Here is a 16,131-nt window from a genome sequence, read left to right as displayed (position 1 = left end):
CGCGGCGGCGACCGTCGGTGACGGCGAATCGCCGGAACCGACGGTGAAAGCCGCTGTTCGGAGGTGGGGCGGCGAGACGGGTTTTCGCCCAGGGGCGGCGGTCGGGCAAGATGGCTGTATCTGCCCTCACGCGGCGGAGCCGCACATTGGCCCTTCTCGATTGCCGGACGGTTTCTCTTGGCTGAGTACATCTACACGATGCGCAAGGCGCGCAAGGCGCACGGCGACAAGGTCATCCTCGATGACGTGACGCAGAGCTTCTTGCCGGGTGCGAAGATCGGTGTGGTGGGACCCAACGGCGCGGGAAAGTCCACCATCCTGAAGATCATGGCCGGTCTGGAGCAGCCGTCCAACGGCGACGCGTTCCTGACCCCGGGGTACACCGTCGGCATGCTCCTCCAGGAGCCTGAGCTCGACGAGTCCAAGACCGTGCTGCAGAACGTCCAGGACGGCGCTGCCGAGATCATGGGCAAGCTCAACCGCTTCAACGAGGTGGCCGAGCTGATGGCGACGGACTACTCCGACGCCCTCATGGAGGAGATGGGCAAGCTCCAGGAGGACCTCGACCACGCCAACGCGTGGGACCTGGACACCCAGCTCGAACAGGCGATGGACGCGCTCGGCTGCCCGCCCGGCGACTGGCCCGTCACCAACCTGTCCGGTGGGGAGCGCCGTCGCGTCGCGCTCTGCAAGCTGCTGCTCGAAGCCCCCGACCTGCTCCTCCTCGACGAGCCCACCAACCACCTGGACGCCGAGTCCGTGCAGTGGCTGGAGCAGCACCTCGCCAAGTACCCCGGCACCATCGTCGCCGTCACCCACGACCGGTACTTCCTCGACAACGTCGCCGGGTGGATCTGCGAGGTCGACCGCGGCCGTCTGCACGGCTACGAGGGCAACTACTCCAAGTACCTGGAGACCAAGCAGACCCGCCTCAAGGTCGAGGGCCAGAAGGACGCCAAGCGGGCCAAGCGGCTCAAGGACGAGCTGGAGTGGGTCCGCTCCAACGCCAAGGGGCGGCAGGCCAAGTCCAAGGCCAGGCTGGCCCGCTACGAGGAGATGGCCGCCGAGGCGGACAAGATGCGGAAGCTGGACTTCGAGGAGATCCAGATCCCGCCGGGGCCGCGGCTGGGCAATGTCGTCGTCGAGGTGGAGAACCTCTCCAAGGCGTTCGGCGACAAGGTCCTCATCGACGACCTGTCCTTCACGCTGCCGCGCAACGGCATCGTCGGGGTCATCGGCCCGAACGGCGCGGGCAAGACCACGCTGTTCAAGATGATCCAGGGCCTCGAGGAGCCGGACTCCGGCACCATCAAGGTCGGCGACACCGTCAAGATCAGCTACGTCGACCAGGGCCGCGGCAACATCGACCCGAAGAAGACGCTGTGGGCGGTCGTCTCGGACGAGCTGGACTACATCAACGTCGGCCAGGTCGAGATGCCCTCGCGCGCCTACGTCTCCGCGTTCGGGTTCAAGGGCCCGGACCAGCAGAAGCCGGCCGGGGTGCTCTCCGGAGGCGAGCGCAACCGCCTCAACCTGGCGCTGACCCTCAAGCAGGGCGGCAATCTGCTCCTCCTCGACGAGCCGACCAACGACCTCGACGTCGAGACCCTGTCCTCGCTGGAGAACGCGCTGCTGGAGTTCCCGGGCGCGGCCGTGGTCGTCTCCCACGACCGGTGGTTCCTCGACCGCGTCGCCACGCACATCCTGGCGTACGAGGGCGACTCCAAGTGGTTCTGGTTCGAGGGCAACTTCGAGTCCTACGAGAAGAACAAGATCGAACGCCTCGGCGCCGACGCCGCCCGCCCGCACCGGACCACCTACAAGAAGCTGACCCGGGGCTGACATGGCCCGGCACATCTACAGCTGCCCCCTGCGCTGGTCGGACATGGACGCCTTCGGGCACGTCAACAACGCGGTCTTCATCAGCTACCTGGAGGAGGCGCGGATCGACTTCATGTTCCGGCTGGCGCCGGGGGACGGCTCGCCGTCGTTCTCCGGCGGGTCCGTGGTCGCCCGCCACGAGATCGACTACAAGCGTCCGCTGGTCCACCGGCACGAGCCGGTGACCGTCGAGTCCTGGGTGACGAAGATCTCCGCCGCGTCGCTGACCATCGCGTACGAGATCAAGGACGAGGACCAGGTGTACGTGCGGGCCTCCACGGTCGTCGTGCCCTACGACCTCGAGGCGGCTCGGCCCCGGCGGATCACCGCCGAGGAGCGGTCGTACCTGATGGAGTACATGGCCGAGGACGCCGACGGGACCGAAGGGACCGGCCGGGCGGACGAGAAGGACACGCTCGCGGCATGACGGCGGCGGTTCGGACCCTGGAGTTCGCTGACGGGCGGGAGGCGGCCGACCTCGGCGCCTTCCTCGCGCGGCTGATCCACTACGACCGCGCCGCCGCCGTCCGGCTCCAGGCCGGCGGCGGCGCGCTCGCGGTGTTCGGACGGCCCCCGTCCTTCGAGGTGCTGGCCATCCGTACGGCCCGGCTGGCAGCGGCGCCCGAGTTCGACGTCACCGTCTCCGCCGGGGAACTGCTGGAAGCCCTGGACGAGTCCGCCGGCAGCGTGGTGGTGCCGGCGGCCGTCACGGGCCCGCCCTGGGCGGGCGTGCTGCCGCCGCGCGGCGGCTGGCGGCAGGTGGCCGGGCTGCCGGACGAGGAGGCCATCAGGGGCGCGCTGACCGCCGCGGTGGCCGAGTTCCGGGCCCGCGACGAACGACTCGCGCCGGACGAGCGCACGCGCGCGGAGCGGGACCGGATCGGCCGTGAGATATGGTCCCGCACGCTCGGCGACACCCGTCTGCCGCTGCGCGCCGCCCACGCGGCGCAGTCGCTGGGCTTCCTGCGGCCCGTCCGGGCCATGGTGCCCGCGGGCGCGGGGTGCGAGGAGCGGCCGACGCTGCTGGAGTCGGGCGCCTGGCTCCGGCTCCGTACGCCCTACGGCTCGATCGCGGTACGGAGCGCGGGCCTCGGCGGCCTCACGGTCACGCCTGCCTGAGTGGTGCGTGCGGGCCGCCGCGCGGCGGCCCGGCGCCCGCCGCTTCGGGGGCGGCGCTTCGGGCGCGGCGCGGCGGGGGTTCAGTCCGGGGTGTTGACCATCGAGGCCGCCGCGAACGTCAGGTAGTCCCAGAGCTGCCGTTCGTGCTCCTCGGACAGGCCGAGTTCGTCGACCGCCGTCCGCATGTGCCTCAACCACGCGTCGTGCGCGGCCCGGTCGACCGTGAACGGCGCGTGACGCATCCGCAGCCTGGGGTGGCCGCGGTTCTCGCTGTACGTGCGAGGGCCGCCCCAGTACTGCATGAGGAAGAGAACGAGGCGCTCCTCGGCGGGGCCGAGATCCTCCTCCGGGTACATGGGGCGCAGCAGCGGGTCCTCCGCCACGCCCTGGTAAAAGCGGTGGACCAGGCGTCGGAAGGTTTCCTCGCCGCCGACCTGCTCGTAGAAGGTCTGCTCCTGAAGCGTGCCGCGCCGAATCTCGTTCACCCGTCCATCGTCTCAGACGCCCCGGCCGAGTACCTCGGCCCTAGGACTCCCGACCGGCCTCCGGGGAGCGCGGACCTCGCGGCGGCGGGGCCTGCTCGCTTCCGGGGCGCCGACCCAGGACAGTGGAGGGATGGGCGCTCACGGTGACGAACACACCCCTGATCTGTACCCGCCGGACGACGCGGCCGCCGCCGAGGCCCGTGCCGCGCTGGTCCGGGGCATCGCGGCGGCCGGGGCACTGGCGGATCCGGCCTGGCGCGCGGCGTTCGAAGCGGTGCCGCGGCATGTGTTCGTGCCGTACTACTTCGTCAGCCGGCCGGGCGGCTGGGACCGGCTCTGGTACGGGGACCCCGATCCCGCACGGCGGCGGCGATGGCTGCGCGGGGCGTACGGGGACGCGCCGCTGGCGACCCGGATCCGTGACGGCGAGCTGGTGTCGTCCAGCAGCCAGCCGTCCCTGATGGCGCGCATGCTCGCGGAGCTGGAGGTCCGGGACGGGGACCGCGTGCTGGAGATCGGGGCCGGCACCGGCTACAACGCCGCCCTGCTGGCGCACCGGCTCGGGGACGAGCGGGTCACCAGCGTCGACCTCGACCCGGAGATCACGGAGTCCGCGCGCGGGCATCTCGCCACGGCCGGCTACCGGCCGACCGTCGTCACCGGCGACGGGGCGCGCGGCGTCCCGGGGCGCGCCCCGTACGACGCGATCATCGCGACCTGCACCCTGACGTCCGTACCGGCGGCGTGGCCCGCGCAGTGCAGGCCGGGCGCGCGCATCCTGGTCCCGCTCGCGGGCGGACTGCTCTCGCTGCGGGTGGCGGGCAGTGTCCTCGGGCCCGCCCGGGGGAGCGACCCCGGGCTCGGTCAGGATTCCGGTCAGCAGCCCCGCGCCCCGGAAGAAGCGCGCGGGCGCTGGGCGGAGGGGCGCTTCCTGCCCACCGCCGCCTACTTCGTCCCCCTGCGGGGCCTGCCCGGGGCCCGGCACCCGGGACACCGGCCGCCCGGCGCCCCGCCCGCCCGCGCGGGCGGGGACGAACTCCTGCAGTTCCTGCTGACGCTGACCGCCGGGATCCTGGACCCGCGCGAGGCGCTCTCCCTGTGGGAGCAGGAAGCGCGCCCCGGACGGGAACGGTTCGGCGTCACCGTCGCCGCCGACGACCGGCAGTGGGCGTGGCTGGACGATCCGGCGGGCCCGTACGTATGGCCCCTCGGCTCCGAGCGCGGCTGACCGGACAGCCGACCGGGCGGTGGCGCTCAGCCCCTGCGGATCGTGATCGTCGTCCAGGCGCCGACGTGCACCCGGTCGCCGTCCTTCAGCGGGATGGGGACATAGGGCTGTATCGGGTCCTCGCCACCGTTGAGGGTCGTGCCGTTGGTGGAGTTCTGGTCGACCACGGCCCAGCTCCCGTCCGGCTGGTGGACCAGGATCGCGTGCTGGTGCGAGACGCCCGGGTCCTCCGGCGGCACCGACAGGTCGATGTCCGGGGACTCGCCCGTGGAGTGCCTGCGGCGGCCGATCGTGACCTGGCTCCCGGAGAGCGGCAGGTGCTGCTCGGGGGAGTACGCGGGCAGGTTCAGCCCGGTCGCCTCCGGACCGCTGCGGGTCATCATCGCCATGAAGTACTCGCGGTCGGGGGCGATGACCGCCGTCCAGCCGGCCGGGGCGGCCGGTCCCGGGTACTGCTGCCCGGGGCCCTGCTGCGGGAACCGCGCCTGCGGCGCCGGAGACGGCGGGGACTGCGGACCCTGGGCGTGCGCCGGAGGGGACAGCATCCAGTCGTCGTCACCGCCGCTCCGCGGCGACTGGGGCCGCGGCGGTGCCGGGGGCGCGGCCGACTGCTGCTGGAAGGCGGGCGGGGGCGGCGGACCCTGCTGGTACGGCGGCGGGGGCGGTGGCCCCTGCTGCTGCCCCTGCTGGTGCGGGCCCTGCGGCGGCTGCGCGGCGGGCGAGGACTGCCCGGGCGGTGACGGGGGCGACGACGGCGAGGAGGCCGACGCGGGCCCCGGCGCGGGCTGTCCGGGCTGCTCGGGGCCCAGCGGCTCGGCGGGCCGGTTCAGCTGGGAGGGGCGGGAGCCCTGGTACTCGTACGGGTCGGGCGGGCGCGGCGGGCCCTGCTGGGCCTGGAAACCGGGCGGCAGGTTGAGCCCGGACGGCGGCACCACGGGATTCCCGGGACCGGCGGCGCCACCGGGACCGCCCGGACCACCGCCCTGACCGCCGAAACCGGCCGGCGGCGCCGTGCGGTGCTGCGGTGCCAGCGGCGTGTACGACGTCGCCGTGTTCGTCAGGAAGTTCCAGCGGCACTCCTCGCAGAACGGTGCCATGGCCTCGCGGGGCGTACGGCACTGCGGGCACAGTTCCGCCTGCGCCGTGGTGTCCGGTCCCGGGGGAGGGGCCTGCGGGTAGCCGTACCCCGGCGCGGGCGGCGGGGGAGGGGGCGGCGGCACGGCGCCGGCGGGGCCGGTGGCCATGCGGTGGCCGCAGACCTCGCACCAGTCCTCGGAACCCGACTGGTGTCCGTTCGGGCAGGTCGGCATGTCGGCGCTTCCCCCTTTCCTCGTCCGGCCCGCGGGCCGCTCGCTCCTGCGACTACTGCTTCGACTGCTTGTCCTGGCGGCGGTGTGTGACGCTACTCGACGCTACTTCTTCACACGGACGGTCTTCGTCGAGCGCGTCTCGAGAGTCATCTCGTCCGCGTCCGCGACCTTCGCCTTCAGTCGCACAGTACCTGTCGCCGCGTCGACCACGTCCACCACCTTCGAAAGCAATTTCGCCGTATCGGCGTTTCCGGACGAGGCGGCGAGCTGTACGGCTCGTCCCAGTTTCGCGGTCGCGCCGTCGACATCCCCGGACTTGCGGGCGTCGAGCCCCTGTTGGATGGCCGTCGCGAGTTCGGCCTGGCCCGTGTAGTGCGCGACCTGCGGATTGATCGCCGTCGAGGCCGCCATGTCGTCCGTCCACACCGCCCGTACCAGCCCGTGGGACAGCACCTCGGGAGCTCCACCGCCCTGGGCGGGCAGGACCAGCGAGACCCGGGCGGCCAGCATCTCCTGGCCGATGCCCGCCTCCGGGACGCGGACACAGACGTGGTAGTCACGCGACTCGTCGCCCCAGGAGCCGGTCGGATAGTCCCCGGCGCGCGGTCCCGCCTCGGTGCGCCGCCCGGTCAGCTCCTCGACCGCGGGCGCCACCTGCTTGACGAAACCGATCTCCACGCCGACGGGTGTCCAGAGCCGGAGCGAGACGTCCGCGACCTCCTTGCCCATCACGTTCTCCATCATCCGGGTGAAGTCCTCGGCCAGCCCGGCCGGGTCCGCGACGATGTCGGCGGTGCCGAGCAGCGCCGAGGCGACGCCTGTGACCTCCTTCACCGCCCAGTCCGTGCCGACTCCCCGGGCGTCGCAGGTGAAACGGCCCGACACGGAGTCCAACGCGGCCCTGAGCGCGTCCGCCGACTCGTGCTCGTTACGGCCGTCCGTGAGCAGGATGCCGTGCCGGATGGCGACATCGGCCGGTGCCAGCAGCCGGTCGGCCAGCCGCAGCCAGGTGCCGATCGCCGTACCGCCGCCCGCGCTGAGCCGCCGCAGGGCCTCCTTGGCCCCGGCCCTGGTCGAGGCGTCGGCGACGGCGAGGCGGCCCTGGCCGGGGAAGACCTCCTTGGCCACATGCGTACCGCTGACCACGGCGAAGGCGACACCGTCGCGCAGGGTGTCGATGGCAGCGGCCGTGGCGTCGCGCGCGTGGCGCATCTTCGTCGGCGGGTAGTCCATGGAGCCCGAGCAGTCGACCATGATCACTACGGCCGCGTCCGGGCCCGGCCCTGCGGAAGCCGCCGGCGCGGACGGGGCGGATGACCCCGACGCCGACGCCGACGAGGCGCTGGGCAGCGGAACTCCGCCGGTGGTGCCGCCACCCGTGGAGGTGACCGTGACGATCGCGTTGACCTCGCGCCCGCCCTCGGGCAGGTATTCGTTCTGGTACACGTCGACGGAGAACCGCGGCGCGGTCGACTTGGACAAGTTGGCCATCTGTATCGGCTCCTTGGCGCTCCACATAACTGAGACAGGTGAAAAGCGTTCACAACGGGTCATACGTGGCCGCGAGTGGCCACGGGTGGACAGGAGGAAGCGGAAGAGGCAGGGGAGGACGTCAGAGGGCCGCCGACCGCCGGCCCGGACCGGCCCGGGGGGCGCGGAGCGGGCTCATGCCGTGGCGCAGGCGGATTCCGAGGCCTGCGGCGGTACGGGGAACGGCAGCACGGCCACCGTCACGTTGTCATGGCCCCCGCCGTCGAGTGCGTGCCCGACCAGCACCCGGGCCGCGTGCAGCGGGCGGGCCGCAGCGTCGTCCGGCAGCGCCCTGGCCATCTCGTCCGCGCCCTCCGCGTAGTTCCACAGGCCGTCCGTGCAGACCACGACCACCCCGGAATGGTCCGGCTTGAACGAGGCGGTGTGCGGCTCCACTTCGTAGGCGTCGGCGCCGAGCCAGCCCGTGATCGCGTGGGCGCGCGCGTCCGCGTACGCCTCCGCCTCGTTCATCAGGCCCGCCGCGACCATCTGGGCGGCCCAGGAGTCGTCCTCGGTGAGCCGGGCGGCCGGCCCGCCCCGGTCGTCGGGGACCCAGTACACCCGGCTGTCGCCGATCCAGCCGACGATCAGCAGGCCGTTCGCCACGACCGCGCCGACGATCGTGCAGGCGGGTGCGTTCTGATGGCGGTGCGGCTCGTCCAGGGCGCTGGGCGGGTACGCGGCGAGGGAGGTGACCGCCTCGGCGGCGGCGACGATCGCGTCGTGCATGGCCTGCTGGGGGTGCGTGCCGCGCTCCAGCCCCGCCAGCAGCGACTCGTTGGCGGAGGCGGCGGCCGCCGCCGAGGCGTCGTCGGGGCGGGTCGCCGACGACACCCCGTCACAGACCACGGCCACGACGGCGGGTGAGCCGTCCGGCAGGGCGGCGGACGACACCGCGAACGCGTCCTCGTTGCGGTGGTGGCGCAGTCCCCGGTCGCTGACGGCCGCCACCGAGCCCAGCTCCCGCTCCATGTGATCCCGTTCCCGTGGCTGGGCGTGCCCGCAGTTCTCGCAGTACCCGTCGGTGTCGACCCGGCCGGTGCGGCAGGCGACACAGAGCTTCGCGCCGGCCCCGCCACCCGGGGCCGGCGGCCCGCCGGGTACGGAACCGGGCACCAGGGGGGTCGTACGGGGGTCGACGGCGGCCCCCCCGCCGGGCACGTCGCCCGTGCCCCCGGACTCACCGCCCGTGCCGCCGGGGTCGGCCGTGCTGTCCGTGCTGTCCGTGCTGTCCGTGCCGGATGTCCCACCCGTGCCGGGGGCGTCGGTCGGCGTGCCGCCCGGGGGCGTCGGGTCCGTGTCCGCCACGGCGGCGGCCTCCCCGCCCCGTATCCGCGCCGCCGCCGGGGCCGGCGCGGGCAGCTCGAAGTCCCCGGTGTGCGGCGGAAGACATGACCCGTCCGACTCCAGGACCGGCAGTTCCTCCGCGTGGCACGCGCGCCCGGGCGCGTCGGAGCGGTCCGTACCGCGTTCCGTACCGGGTGCGGAGGGCCACTGGACCGCCGCGGCGGGCGTGTGGTTCATCACCAGGGTGGGACGGTCGCCGGCGGGCGGTGACGCGGACCACAGGTCCGCCAGGTCATGGCCGCACGCTCCGCAGAACAGGTCGCCGGACTCCAACGGCTCCGCGCACTCGGGGCAGACCGGCCGGCCGGCCGGGTCGGGCATCTGGGACATCGATCACACCCACGTCCGGGGGCGGAAACGGTTTGCGCGCTCCACCAGTTCGATCCTTTCCTCGCCGCTCTGCGCGAGCCGCGCGAGCGTCCGGTACGAGCGCTCCAGCCCGAAGCGGAGGCCGCGCTCGTCCAGTTCGCTCCCGAGCAGGGCGGCCTGCACGGGCCGTGACCCGGGACTACCGGAGAGTACCCAGTCCAGGGCCGTGCCCAGTACCTCCGTCGACAGCCGTTCACGCCGGACGGCGTCCAGACCGAACCGCTGGAGCTCGGCCACCTGGTGCGCCGCCGCGAGCAGATCCTCGATCAGGGACGGTTCCGCGCCGCCGCCGGAGGACGGGGACGCCGCGGCCGGTGCGGACGCCGGGTCCGGAGCCGACGGCGGGGACGCCGCCGGCGGGCGCGGGTCGCGCTCGCGCAGCCTGGCCCGTACGGCCGCCACCCGCGCCGCCGTGTAGTGGATCGACGACTCGGGCACCGACTCCAGCGTCCGTACGGCGCCCACCCGGTCGCCCGCCGCGAGCCGTACCCGCGCCAGGCCGAACGCGGCGCTCACATAGCTCGGGTCGGTCGTCCAGACGAGCCGGTAGTACTCGGCCGCGTTGTCCAGCTGGCCGAGCACCTCCGCACAGACCCCCAGGGCCAGCTTCGGCGCGGGCTCGCCGGGAAACGCGTCGTAGACCGCGTCGAAGGAGAGCGCCGCGGTCTCGTGATCACCGCCCGCGAGCGCGGCGACGCCCCGGTACCAGACCACCCGCCAGTCGTCGGGGCGCCGCTCCTCCAGCCTTTCCAGCGTCTCGGCGGCCGGGGCCGTCTCGCCCAGTTCCAGCCGCGCCCGCAGCTCGCGCAGCCCGAGCTCCACGGACTCGGCGGGCGCGCCGGCCAGCGCGGAGAGCAGTTCGGCGGGGGCCGCGGCCATCAGCCCGGCCAGGAAGCCCGCGTTCGGATCCGCCGGGTCGATCGTCGGTACGGGAAGGGCCAGCGCGGTGGCCCCGGCGTCCAGTGGCCTCAACCGGGGCCCGCCGCCCGGGGGCAAGGGCCCGCCGCCGGGGGACGAGGTGCCGGCGGCGGGGAACGAGATGTCCGGGCCCGGCGCGCCGGGCGCGCCCGCGCGCGCCCCCAGCCGCGAGACGTCTTCCGCCGGCTCCGCGAACAGCTCCGTGTCCGTGATCCGCAGCTCCGGGCCGAACAGCGTCGACAGCGAGGGCCGCGGCCGGCCCGTCTGGAGCGCCACGACCTCCCGCAACACCCCCGTCAGCTGGTCCGCCATCTCCGGGGCCGAGGAGAACCGGCGCGCCGGGTCCGGGTCCGTCGCCCGCACCAGCAGCCGGTAGAAGGACTCGTACGACCGGAACACCTCGATGTTGTCCGGCGCGGGCAGCGAGTCCGCGAACACGTTCGTGTAGCCCTGGAAGTCGAAGGTCAGGACCGCGAGCGTACGCGCCACCGTGTACAGGTCGGAGGCCACGGAGGGGCCGGTCTCGGCGACCTCCGGCGCCTGGTAGCCGACCGTCCCGTAGATCGCGGACTCGACGTCGTCCATCTTGCGGACCGCGCCGAGGTCGATCAGCTTGAGCTGGTCCTCCGTCTGGATGGCGTTGTCCACCTTGAAGTCGCAGTAGAGCAGGTTGCGGCTGTGCAGGTGGCCGATCGCCTCCAGCGCCTCGATCCCGTACGCGCAGGCCTGCTCCACGGGCAGCGGGTCGCGCCTGCCGTCCGGTGCCCGCCGCTCGTTGGCGATCTCCTTCAGCGACTTGCCGCCTATGTACTCCATGACGATGTAGCCGTCCAGGGAGCCGGTGCGCTGGTCCAGGTGTTCGACGAAATTGTAGATCCGGACGATGTTCGCGTGCTCGATCTCCGCGAGGAACCGGCGCTCGGAGATCGCCGCCTCCATCGCGTCCTGGTCGCCCGTGTCGAGCAGGCCCTTGAGGACCACCCAGCGGTCCGACACGGCGCGGTCGACGGCGAGGTAGATCCAGCCCAGGCCGCCGTGGGCCAGACAGCCCGCGACCTCGTACTGCCCGTGCACGATGTCGCCCGCGCGCAGCTTCGGAACGAACGAGTAGGGATGGCCGCACTTCGTGCAGAACCCTTCCGTACGCCCCGGCCTGCCGCCGCGCGCCCGGCCCACCGGCGCCCCGCAGTCCGACCGCGAGCAGTACCGCTTGCGCTCCGGCACCTCCGGGCTCTCCATCACGGCGGACCGCGGGTCCCGGCGCGGCACGTCGGGCACGGAGACCAGTCCGGCGCCGAGCCGGCCAAGCCCGGAGGAGGACGAGGAGCCGGAGCTGCGCACCGAGACCGAGCGGCCGGACAGCCGCCCGGAGCGGGTGCGCGACAGCCGGCCCGAGACCGAACGCCGGGACGTCGAGGAGCGGGAGGACGGCCGGGACGTCGACCTCTCCGTGCTCCGGGCCGAACCCTCCGCGAAGGAGCGCGCGGACCCGGCGGAGGACCGGGACGAGGAACGCCCCGAGCCGCCGCCCGCCCCGGACCCCTCGCCGTCGCCGCCCGCCTGGGCGGGGATCGGCGACCGGGCCCCGCGGGACGCCACGACGGGGGCGAGCCCGCACGTGTCGCAGTACAGCTCACCGCCGCCCATGTCCTCGTACGAGCCCTCGCAGCCAGGGCGTTGGCACGTCGCCGTCGCACTCATCGCTCTCCCCGTTCCCCGTCGCCCCGCGGACCCGCCGCCGGCCCGCGCGGCACCAGCAGCTCTGCGGCGGCCTGTTGGTAGCGCAGCACCGCCGCTTCCGCCACGCGCAGATCGCACGGCGCGCTCCACAGCATCCGGCGCGCCGCGTCGTACCGCTCGATCAGCAGCGGGTCCTCGGCCATGCCGTGCCGGGCCACCTTGGCCTTGTACGCGTCGAGCCGGCCGCGCAGCTCGGCCCGGACCGCCAGGGGGGCCGTGACCGCCGTCAACGACTCGCGCGCCCGCAGCAGTTCGTCCTCGGCGTCCCGTTCCAGCGACTCCAGCAGCGGCGAGAGCCGGTGCCACTGGGCGCGCCTGCGGTACTCGGCGGCGGCCGACAGCCGTTCCTGGAGGGCGGTCGGCGGGCCGCTGACCGCCGGCACCTCCGTCGCCGCGATCTTCGCCAGCACCTCGCCGCGCGCGGACCGCGCCTCCGTGAGCGTGCGGTCCGCGCGCGAGAGCACGTCCCGCAGCCGCATCAGCCGCTCCTCCGAGTCCTGGCGGACCCGCAGGACCGCCTCGATCTCGCGCCGTACGTCCTCCAGCGCACGCGCCGCCCGGTCGTAGCGCTCGGTGTCCGGGCGCCCGCCGCCCGGCGCCGAACTGCCGGGCGCGGGCCGCCAGAAGGCCAGCGGGTCCGAGACCACCATCTCGCGCAGCGCGCTCAACTCGTGCGTGATGGAATCCAGGTCGTCGCCCGCCGGATGTTCCCCTGGCCGTACGCCCACGGAGTGGGCCAGCGAACGGGTCCGCCGGAGCTCGGCGGAGAGCAGGTCGATCCGCGCGGGCAGCGCCGACCAGACCGAGTCGGCGGCCACCACCATGTCCAGGGACGTCGCGTAGAGCTCGTTCATCCGGGTGACCAGCTCCGCGAGCGTGAACTGCTCGGAGAGCCGGGCCGGGCCCGTGCGGGACGGCACCTCGTGGCCCGCTCCGCCCGCGACGGTGACGCTCCGCCCGCGCAGCGTCTCCGTCAGCTCCGCCAGGTCGTCGTGGTTGGGCCAGCGGCGCCGGGCGCGCACCTCGCGGGCGCCGGCCAGCGCAGCGCTGTAGCTGTCGAAATACGTCCACAGCAGGGAGATCGACCGTTCGGCGGCGGACCACCGGTCCTTCGTGACCCCGGTCAGCTCGGCGCCCTCGAGGAGCCTGCGGCCGGCGTGGTCCTGGAGGGCGAGCAGCGAGGTCTCGATCGCCTCGTGCTCGGCCTCGAGGCGCGCCAGAGCACGGTCCACCTGGTCCCGGTCCAGCACCGGGTCCGGTGGCCCTCCCATCGGGTCGAGGAAGGAGCCCGTGGCGCCCATCGATCACCTCTCCGCTCTGGTCCTGACCGTCTCCCGGCGTACCCCGCCGCCGTGCTGCCCTCCGCCGGCCGTCGCGCGGTCCTCCGTCGTTCCTCGGCCGCCGCCCGTCGTCAGCCGCCGTTCGGTCGTCCGACGCTCGCTCGTCAGCGGCCGCTCGGCTGTCGGTCGCCGTTCATTCGTTCCGGTACCGGGCGGGCGGCGGGGCCGTGATCCCCGGGAGCCCCGCCTTCAGCCAGGTCTCGTACGACCGCATCCAGCGGCTGTCCGCCCCACCCGCGCGATACCCCTCCAGCACCTTGTTCACCCTGCGTACCAGATCATCGTTGCCCAGTTTCACGGCGACGCCGTAGTACTCCGGCGGCAGCGGCTCGCCGACCAGCTCCACCGCCGGGTCCTGGGCCGCCTGGCCGGCCGCGAGCGCGTTGTCCGTCACCACCGCGTCCACCTCGCCCAACTGCAGGCGCACCAGGCAGTCGAGCTGGTTGGGCACCGTCAACCGGTCCTCGTCGGCGGGTGTTCCGTCGTGCTCGTCCTTGAATATCGCGCCGTGCGCGTCCTTCTCCAGCGCCTGGTAGGCGGTGGAGTCCTCTGCCGTGCAGACCCGCTTGCCGGCCAGCGACGCGTCGAAGCCGGTGATCGACGAGCCTTTCGGCGCCAGCACCTGCTGCCCCACCTGGAAGTACGCGGTGGAGAAGTCGACGCGCTGCCGCCGGTCACAGGTGATGGTCATGGTCCTGACGACCAGGTCGACCGTGCCGTTGTTCAGCGCCGCCTCGCGCTGGTTGGTCGGGATGGCACGGAAGATGACGTCGTCACGGCTGCCGAGTATGTCCTCGGCGATGGCGCGCGCGAGGTCGATGTCGAAGCCCTCCAGATCGCCCGTCACCGGATCGCGGTAACCCCAGCGATAGCTGTTCTGGTCGACCCCGACGACCAGCTTCCTGTTCGGCCGCTCCCGGATCGAGCGGATGGTGTCCCCGTCCTCGCCGTCCGGGGACGGCCGGAGACTGGCCTCCGGCGTCCCGCACGTATCGTCGTCGGCCCGAGTGACGGAGGCGGTCCGCTGACCTGACGTCACCCGTTCGGCGCGCGAGTCGACCGAGTGGGACAACGGCAGCAGGGTGACCGCCGCCGTCAGCGCGCAGGCCGCGGCCATGGCCGAGACGCCGCCCCAGCCGCGGAGCCGGCCCGCGAGACCGCGCCCGCGGGCCGGGACCGGCGAAGGGCCGCCCGCCGAATCGCCCCCGTGGGACCGGTCGAGTCCTCCGACTGTCCCCATCCCGCCCCCTCTCACCGGTACTCCGACAGCCTGCGGCCGATGCCGAGGACCGTACCCAGCACGCCGACCACCGCCAGGACGCCCGCCCCGACCGCCAGCGGGGCCAGCGCGCCGAGCCCGTCCCGGGCGGCCTCGTCGAACTCCGACTGCTCCCGCGCGAGCGCCGTCACGAGCTCCTTGTTCACCTGATCGAAGGACTGCTCCGTGGACCCTTCGCCCCCGATGACCTTCTCCACCGCGGCGTCGTAGTCACCCGCCCGGTCCGTCTCACCGGCCGAGCGGTGCCGCTCGCGCCACTGCGCGACCGACCGGATCGCGGCCCGCACCGGCTCCGCGCCCGCCGGGTCGTCCGCCAGCTTCCGGGCCTCGGCGAGCGCGGCGTCGAGCCTGCCCATGTTCGTGGCGTAGTCCGTCTCGTACTTGTCGTGCTTGCCGTCGTCCGTGAGGACGGCGCCCCGCGCCACCAGGGTCAGATTCTCGTTCGCCCGGGCCTTGAGGGCGCTGACCCGGGCGTCGTTCAGGACCTCCAGCGACGCCTGGCCGTGCACCTGCGCGCCGTGCAGCTCGACCCGTGCGACCGTATGCCCGACGGTCAGCCAGAGCAGCAGCACCGTGCTCGCGGCGGTGGCGGTGAGCAGCCCCTGGTTGAAGACCCGGTTCGTGCGGCGGTAGTCGCGCCGCTGGGCGCCGGCGAGCGCGCCGAGGACCAGCACGCCCAGCGCCAGTGCCGCGTACGGCAGGCTCCGCGCGTCGTCGCTGTCCCGGCGCAGCCGGTCCGTCTCCGCCTCGTACAACCGCTCGGCGGCGGGCAGCAGTTCCTCGGTCATCTGCTGGTTCGCGTACCGCAGATAGGCGCCACCCAGCGGCAGGCCCTGCCGGTTGTTGGCGCGGGCCCGTTCGACGAGGCCCGTGTAGCGGGGCAGCCCCTCGTTGAGCGTGGCGATCTCGCGCCCCGAATCGCTCGAACCCTCCGTGTACGTGGCCGCCTCGACCAGCAGCCGCGAGGCCCGCTCGATGTCCTCCTGATAGCGCTCGCGCAACGCGGCCGGCTCCTGGGCCCCCGAGAGGAAGGCACTCGCCATGGCCGTGTCGGCGTCGGCCAGGGAGCGGTAGATGTCCGCGGCGCCGACGGTCAGCGGCTGACTGCGTCTCACCACGTCGTCGGCCGCGCCGAACCGGTCGGTGGCCTCCCAGGCCGTCACCGCCCCGAACGCCACGACCAGCAGTGCCAGGGCCGCGCCGATGATCCTCAGCCGGCCGGGCTCCGTGGTGGCCGCGGCGCGCAGCCGCTCCATGGACTCCTGCCACGCCGGGCGGCGCCCGGGCGGCGTCCCCCGCGGTTCCCGGTCCCCCCGGCCGCCCCCCTGTTCCGTCCGTCCCGGTGGCCCCGGCGGCACCCTGGGCGCATACGTCGGAGCCGACGGTGGTGCGGTACGCACATGCGGCGGATGTGTCACGTGACCTCCCCCTCGGTCATCCGACGACGACGAGCCCCCGGTGATGGCGACGGGGGACGAACTCCCGGTCAGCAGTATGGCCGCAGAGACCGGCAACTACACCCGGCCGTCTGGATCTTGTTACCCGCATGGGCCCAAGTCCGCGCGCGTACGCCTCCGCTCCGCTC

The 16,131-nt window shown here is 73.6% G+C and carries 12 protein-coding genes; 4 read left to right on the top strand and 8 right to left on the bottom strand.

Features of this window, described 5'->3' with window-relative positions; all coding sequences use genetic code 11:
• Positions 1 to 177: 177 nt before the first annotated feature.
• From ettA to ACU6P3_RS10795, 3 genes are read left to right on the top strand one after another with little or no spacing between them, the layout of a single operon-like run.
• Positions 178 to 1,842: an energy-dependent translational throttle protein EttA gene (gene ettA, locus ACU6P3_RS10805; RefSeq protein WP_447196926.1), complete on the top strand. Its 1,665-nt coding sequence runs from the start codon at positions 178 to 180 to the stop codon at positions 1,840 to 1,842.
• Between the two features lies 1 nt (position 1,843).
• Entirely contained in the window at positions 1,844 to 2,308 is a 465-nt protein-coding gene (locus tag ACU6P3_RS10800) for an acyl-CoA thioesterase (RefSeq protein ID WP_447196925.1), read from the top strand.
• Positions 2,305 to 3,000: a DUF8010 domain-containing protein gene (locus tag ACU6P3_RS10795; RefSeq protein WP_447196924.1), complete on the top strand. Its 696-nt coding sequence runs from the start codon at positions 2,305 to 2,307 to the stop codon at positions 2,998 to 3,000. Before ACU6P3_RS10800 ends, ACU6P3_RS10795 begins: the two co-directional genes overlap by 4 nt.
• Before the next feature lie 80 nt (positions 3,001 to 3,080).
• Here the strand turns inward: ACU6P3_RS10795 and ACU6P3_RS10790 are convergent, their stop codons facing one another.
• Positions 3,081 to 3,485, bottom strand: a complete 405-nt coding sequence (locus ACU6P3_RS10790) for a globin (RefSeq protein ID WP_447196923.1) — start codon at positions 3,483 to 3,485, stop codon at positions 3,081 to 3,083.
• A 130-nt stretch (positions 3,486 to 3,615) separates the two neighbouring features.
• On the opposite strand from ACU6P3_RS10790, the gene ACU6P3_RS10785 reads away from it, so the two are divergent.
• The gene (locus ACU6P3_RS10785) at positions 3,616 to 4,713 is read left to right on the top strand and encodes a methyltransferase domain-containing protein (protein WP_447196922.1); all 1,098 of its coding nucleotides are present in this window, start codon (positions 3,616 to 3,618) and stop codon (positions 4,711 to 4,713) included.
• A 26-nt stretch (positions 4,714 to 4,739) separates the two neighbouring features.
• Here the strand turns inward: ACU6P3_RS10785 and ACU6P3_RS10780 are convergent, their stop codons facing one another.
• The 7 genes from ACU6P3_RS10780 to ACU6P3_RS10750 all read right to left on the bottom strand — a co-directional run bounded on the left by ACU6P3_RS10780 (position 4,740) and on the right by ACU6P3_RS10750 (position 15,964).
• Complete coding sequence (locus ACU6P3_RS10780) at positions 4,740 to 6,023, bottom strand: FHA domain-containing protein (protein ID WP_447196921.1); 1,284 nt, start codon at positions 6,021 to 6,023, stop codon at positions 4,740 to 4,742.
• A gap of 102 nt (positions 6,024 to 6,125) precedes the next feature.
• Positions 6,126 to 7,514 (bottom strand): vWA domain-containing protein, encoded by a 1,389-nt coding sequence (locus ACU6P3_RS10775; RefSeq protein WP_447196920.1) that lies wholly within the window; start codon positions 7,512 to 7,514, stop codon positions 6,126 to 6,128.
• A 174-nt stretch (positions 7,515 to 7,688) separates the two neighbouring features.
• On the bottom strand, positions 7,689 to 9,230 hold the full coding sequence (locus tag ACU6P3_RS10770; RefSeq protein WP_447196919.1) for a PP2C family protein-serine/threonine phosphatase: 1,542 nt from the start codon (positions 9,228 to 9,230) through the stop codon (positions 7,689 to 7,691).
• A gap of 3 nt (positions 9,231 to 9,233) precedes the next feature.
• Positions 9,234 to 11,888, bottom strand: coding sequence for a serine/threonine-protein kinase (locus tag ACU6P3_RS10765; protein ID WP_447196918.1), 2,655 nt, complete (start codon positions 11,886 to 11,888; stop codon positions 9,234 to 9,236).
• Positions 11,885 to 13,228, bottom strand: coding sequence for a coiled-coil domain-containing protein (locus ACU6P3_RS10760; protein WP_447196917.1), 1,344 nt, complete (start codon positions 13,226 to 13,228; stop codon positions 11,885 to 11,887). Before ACU6P3_RS10760 ends, ACU6P3_RS10765 begins: the two co-directional genes overlap by 4 nt.
• A 172-nt stretch (positions 13,229 to 13,400) precedes the next feature.
• Positions 13,401 to 14,384, bottom strand: coding sequence for a glutamate ABC transporter substrate-binding protein (locus ACU6P3_RS10755; RefSeq protein WP_447197839.1), 984 nt, complete (start codon positions 14,382 to 14,384; stop codon positions 13,401 to 13,403).
• 134 nt (positions 14,385 to 14,518) lie between these two features.
• Positions 14,519 to 15,964: a GlnX family signal transduction membrane protein gene (locus ACU6P3_RS10750; protein WP_447196916.1), complete on the bottom strand. Its 1,446-nt coding sequence runs from the start codon at positions 15,962 to 15,964 to the stop codon at positions 14,519 to 14,521.
• Between the last annotated feature and the right edge of the window lie 167 nt (positions 15,965 to 16,131).

It is taken from the genome of Streptomyces hebeiensis, from assembly GCF_052983195.1.
This window is presented reverse-complemented; position numbering and strand designations above follow the sequence as displayed.

What these genes read in the sequence shown, in the direction of transcription:
- ACU6P3_RS10800 (WP_447196925.1), top strand. Translation starts at nt 1,844, where the DNA reads ATGGCCCGGCACATCTACAGCTGCCCCCTGCGCTGGTCGGACATGGAC.
- ACU6P3_RS10795 (WP_447196924.1), top strand. Translation starts at nt 2,305, where the DNA reads ATGACGGCGGCGGTTCGGACCCTGGAGTTCGCTGACGGGCGGGAGGCG.
- ACU6P3_RS10785 (WP_447196922.1), top strand. Translation starts at nt 3,616, where the DNA reads ATGGGCGCTCACGGTGACGAACACACCCCTGATCTGTACCCGCCGGAC.
- ACU6P3_RS10780 (WP_447196921.1), bottom strand. Translation starts at nt 6,023, where the DNA reads ATGCCGACCTGCCCGAACGGACACCAGTCGGGTTCCGAGGACTGGTGC.
- ACU6P3_RS10775 (WP_447196920.1), bottom strand. Translation starts at nt 7,514, where the DNA reads ATGGCCAACTTGTCCAAGTCGACCGCGCCGCGGTTCTCCGTCGACGTG.
- ACU6P3_RS10770 (WP_447196919.1), bottom strand. Translation starts at nt 9,230, where the DNA reads ATGTCCCAGATGCCCGACCCGGCCGGCCGGCCGGTCTGCCCCGAGTGC.
- ACU6P3_RS10765 (WP_447196918.1), bottom strand. Translation starts at nt 11,888, where the DNA reads ATGAGTGCGACGGCGACGTGCCAACGCCCTGGCTGCGAGGGCTCGTAC.
- ACU6P3_RS10760 (WP_447196917.1), bottom strand. Translation starts at nt 13,228, where the DNA reads ATGGGCGCCACGGGCTCCTTCCTCGACCCGATGGGAGGGCCACCGGAC.
- ACU6P3_RS10755 (WP_447197839.1), bottom strand. Translation starts at nt 14,384, where the DNA reads ATGGCCGCGGCCTGCGCGCTGACGGCGGCGGTCACCCTGCTGCCGTTG.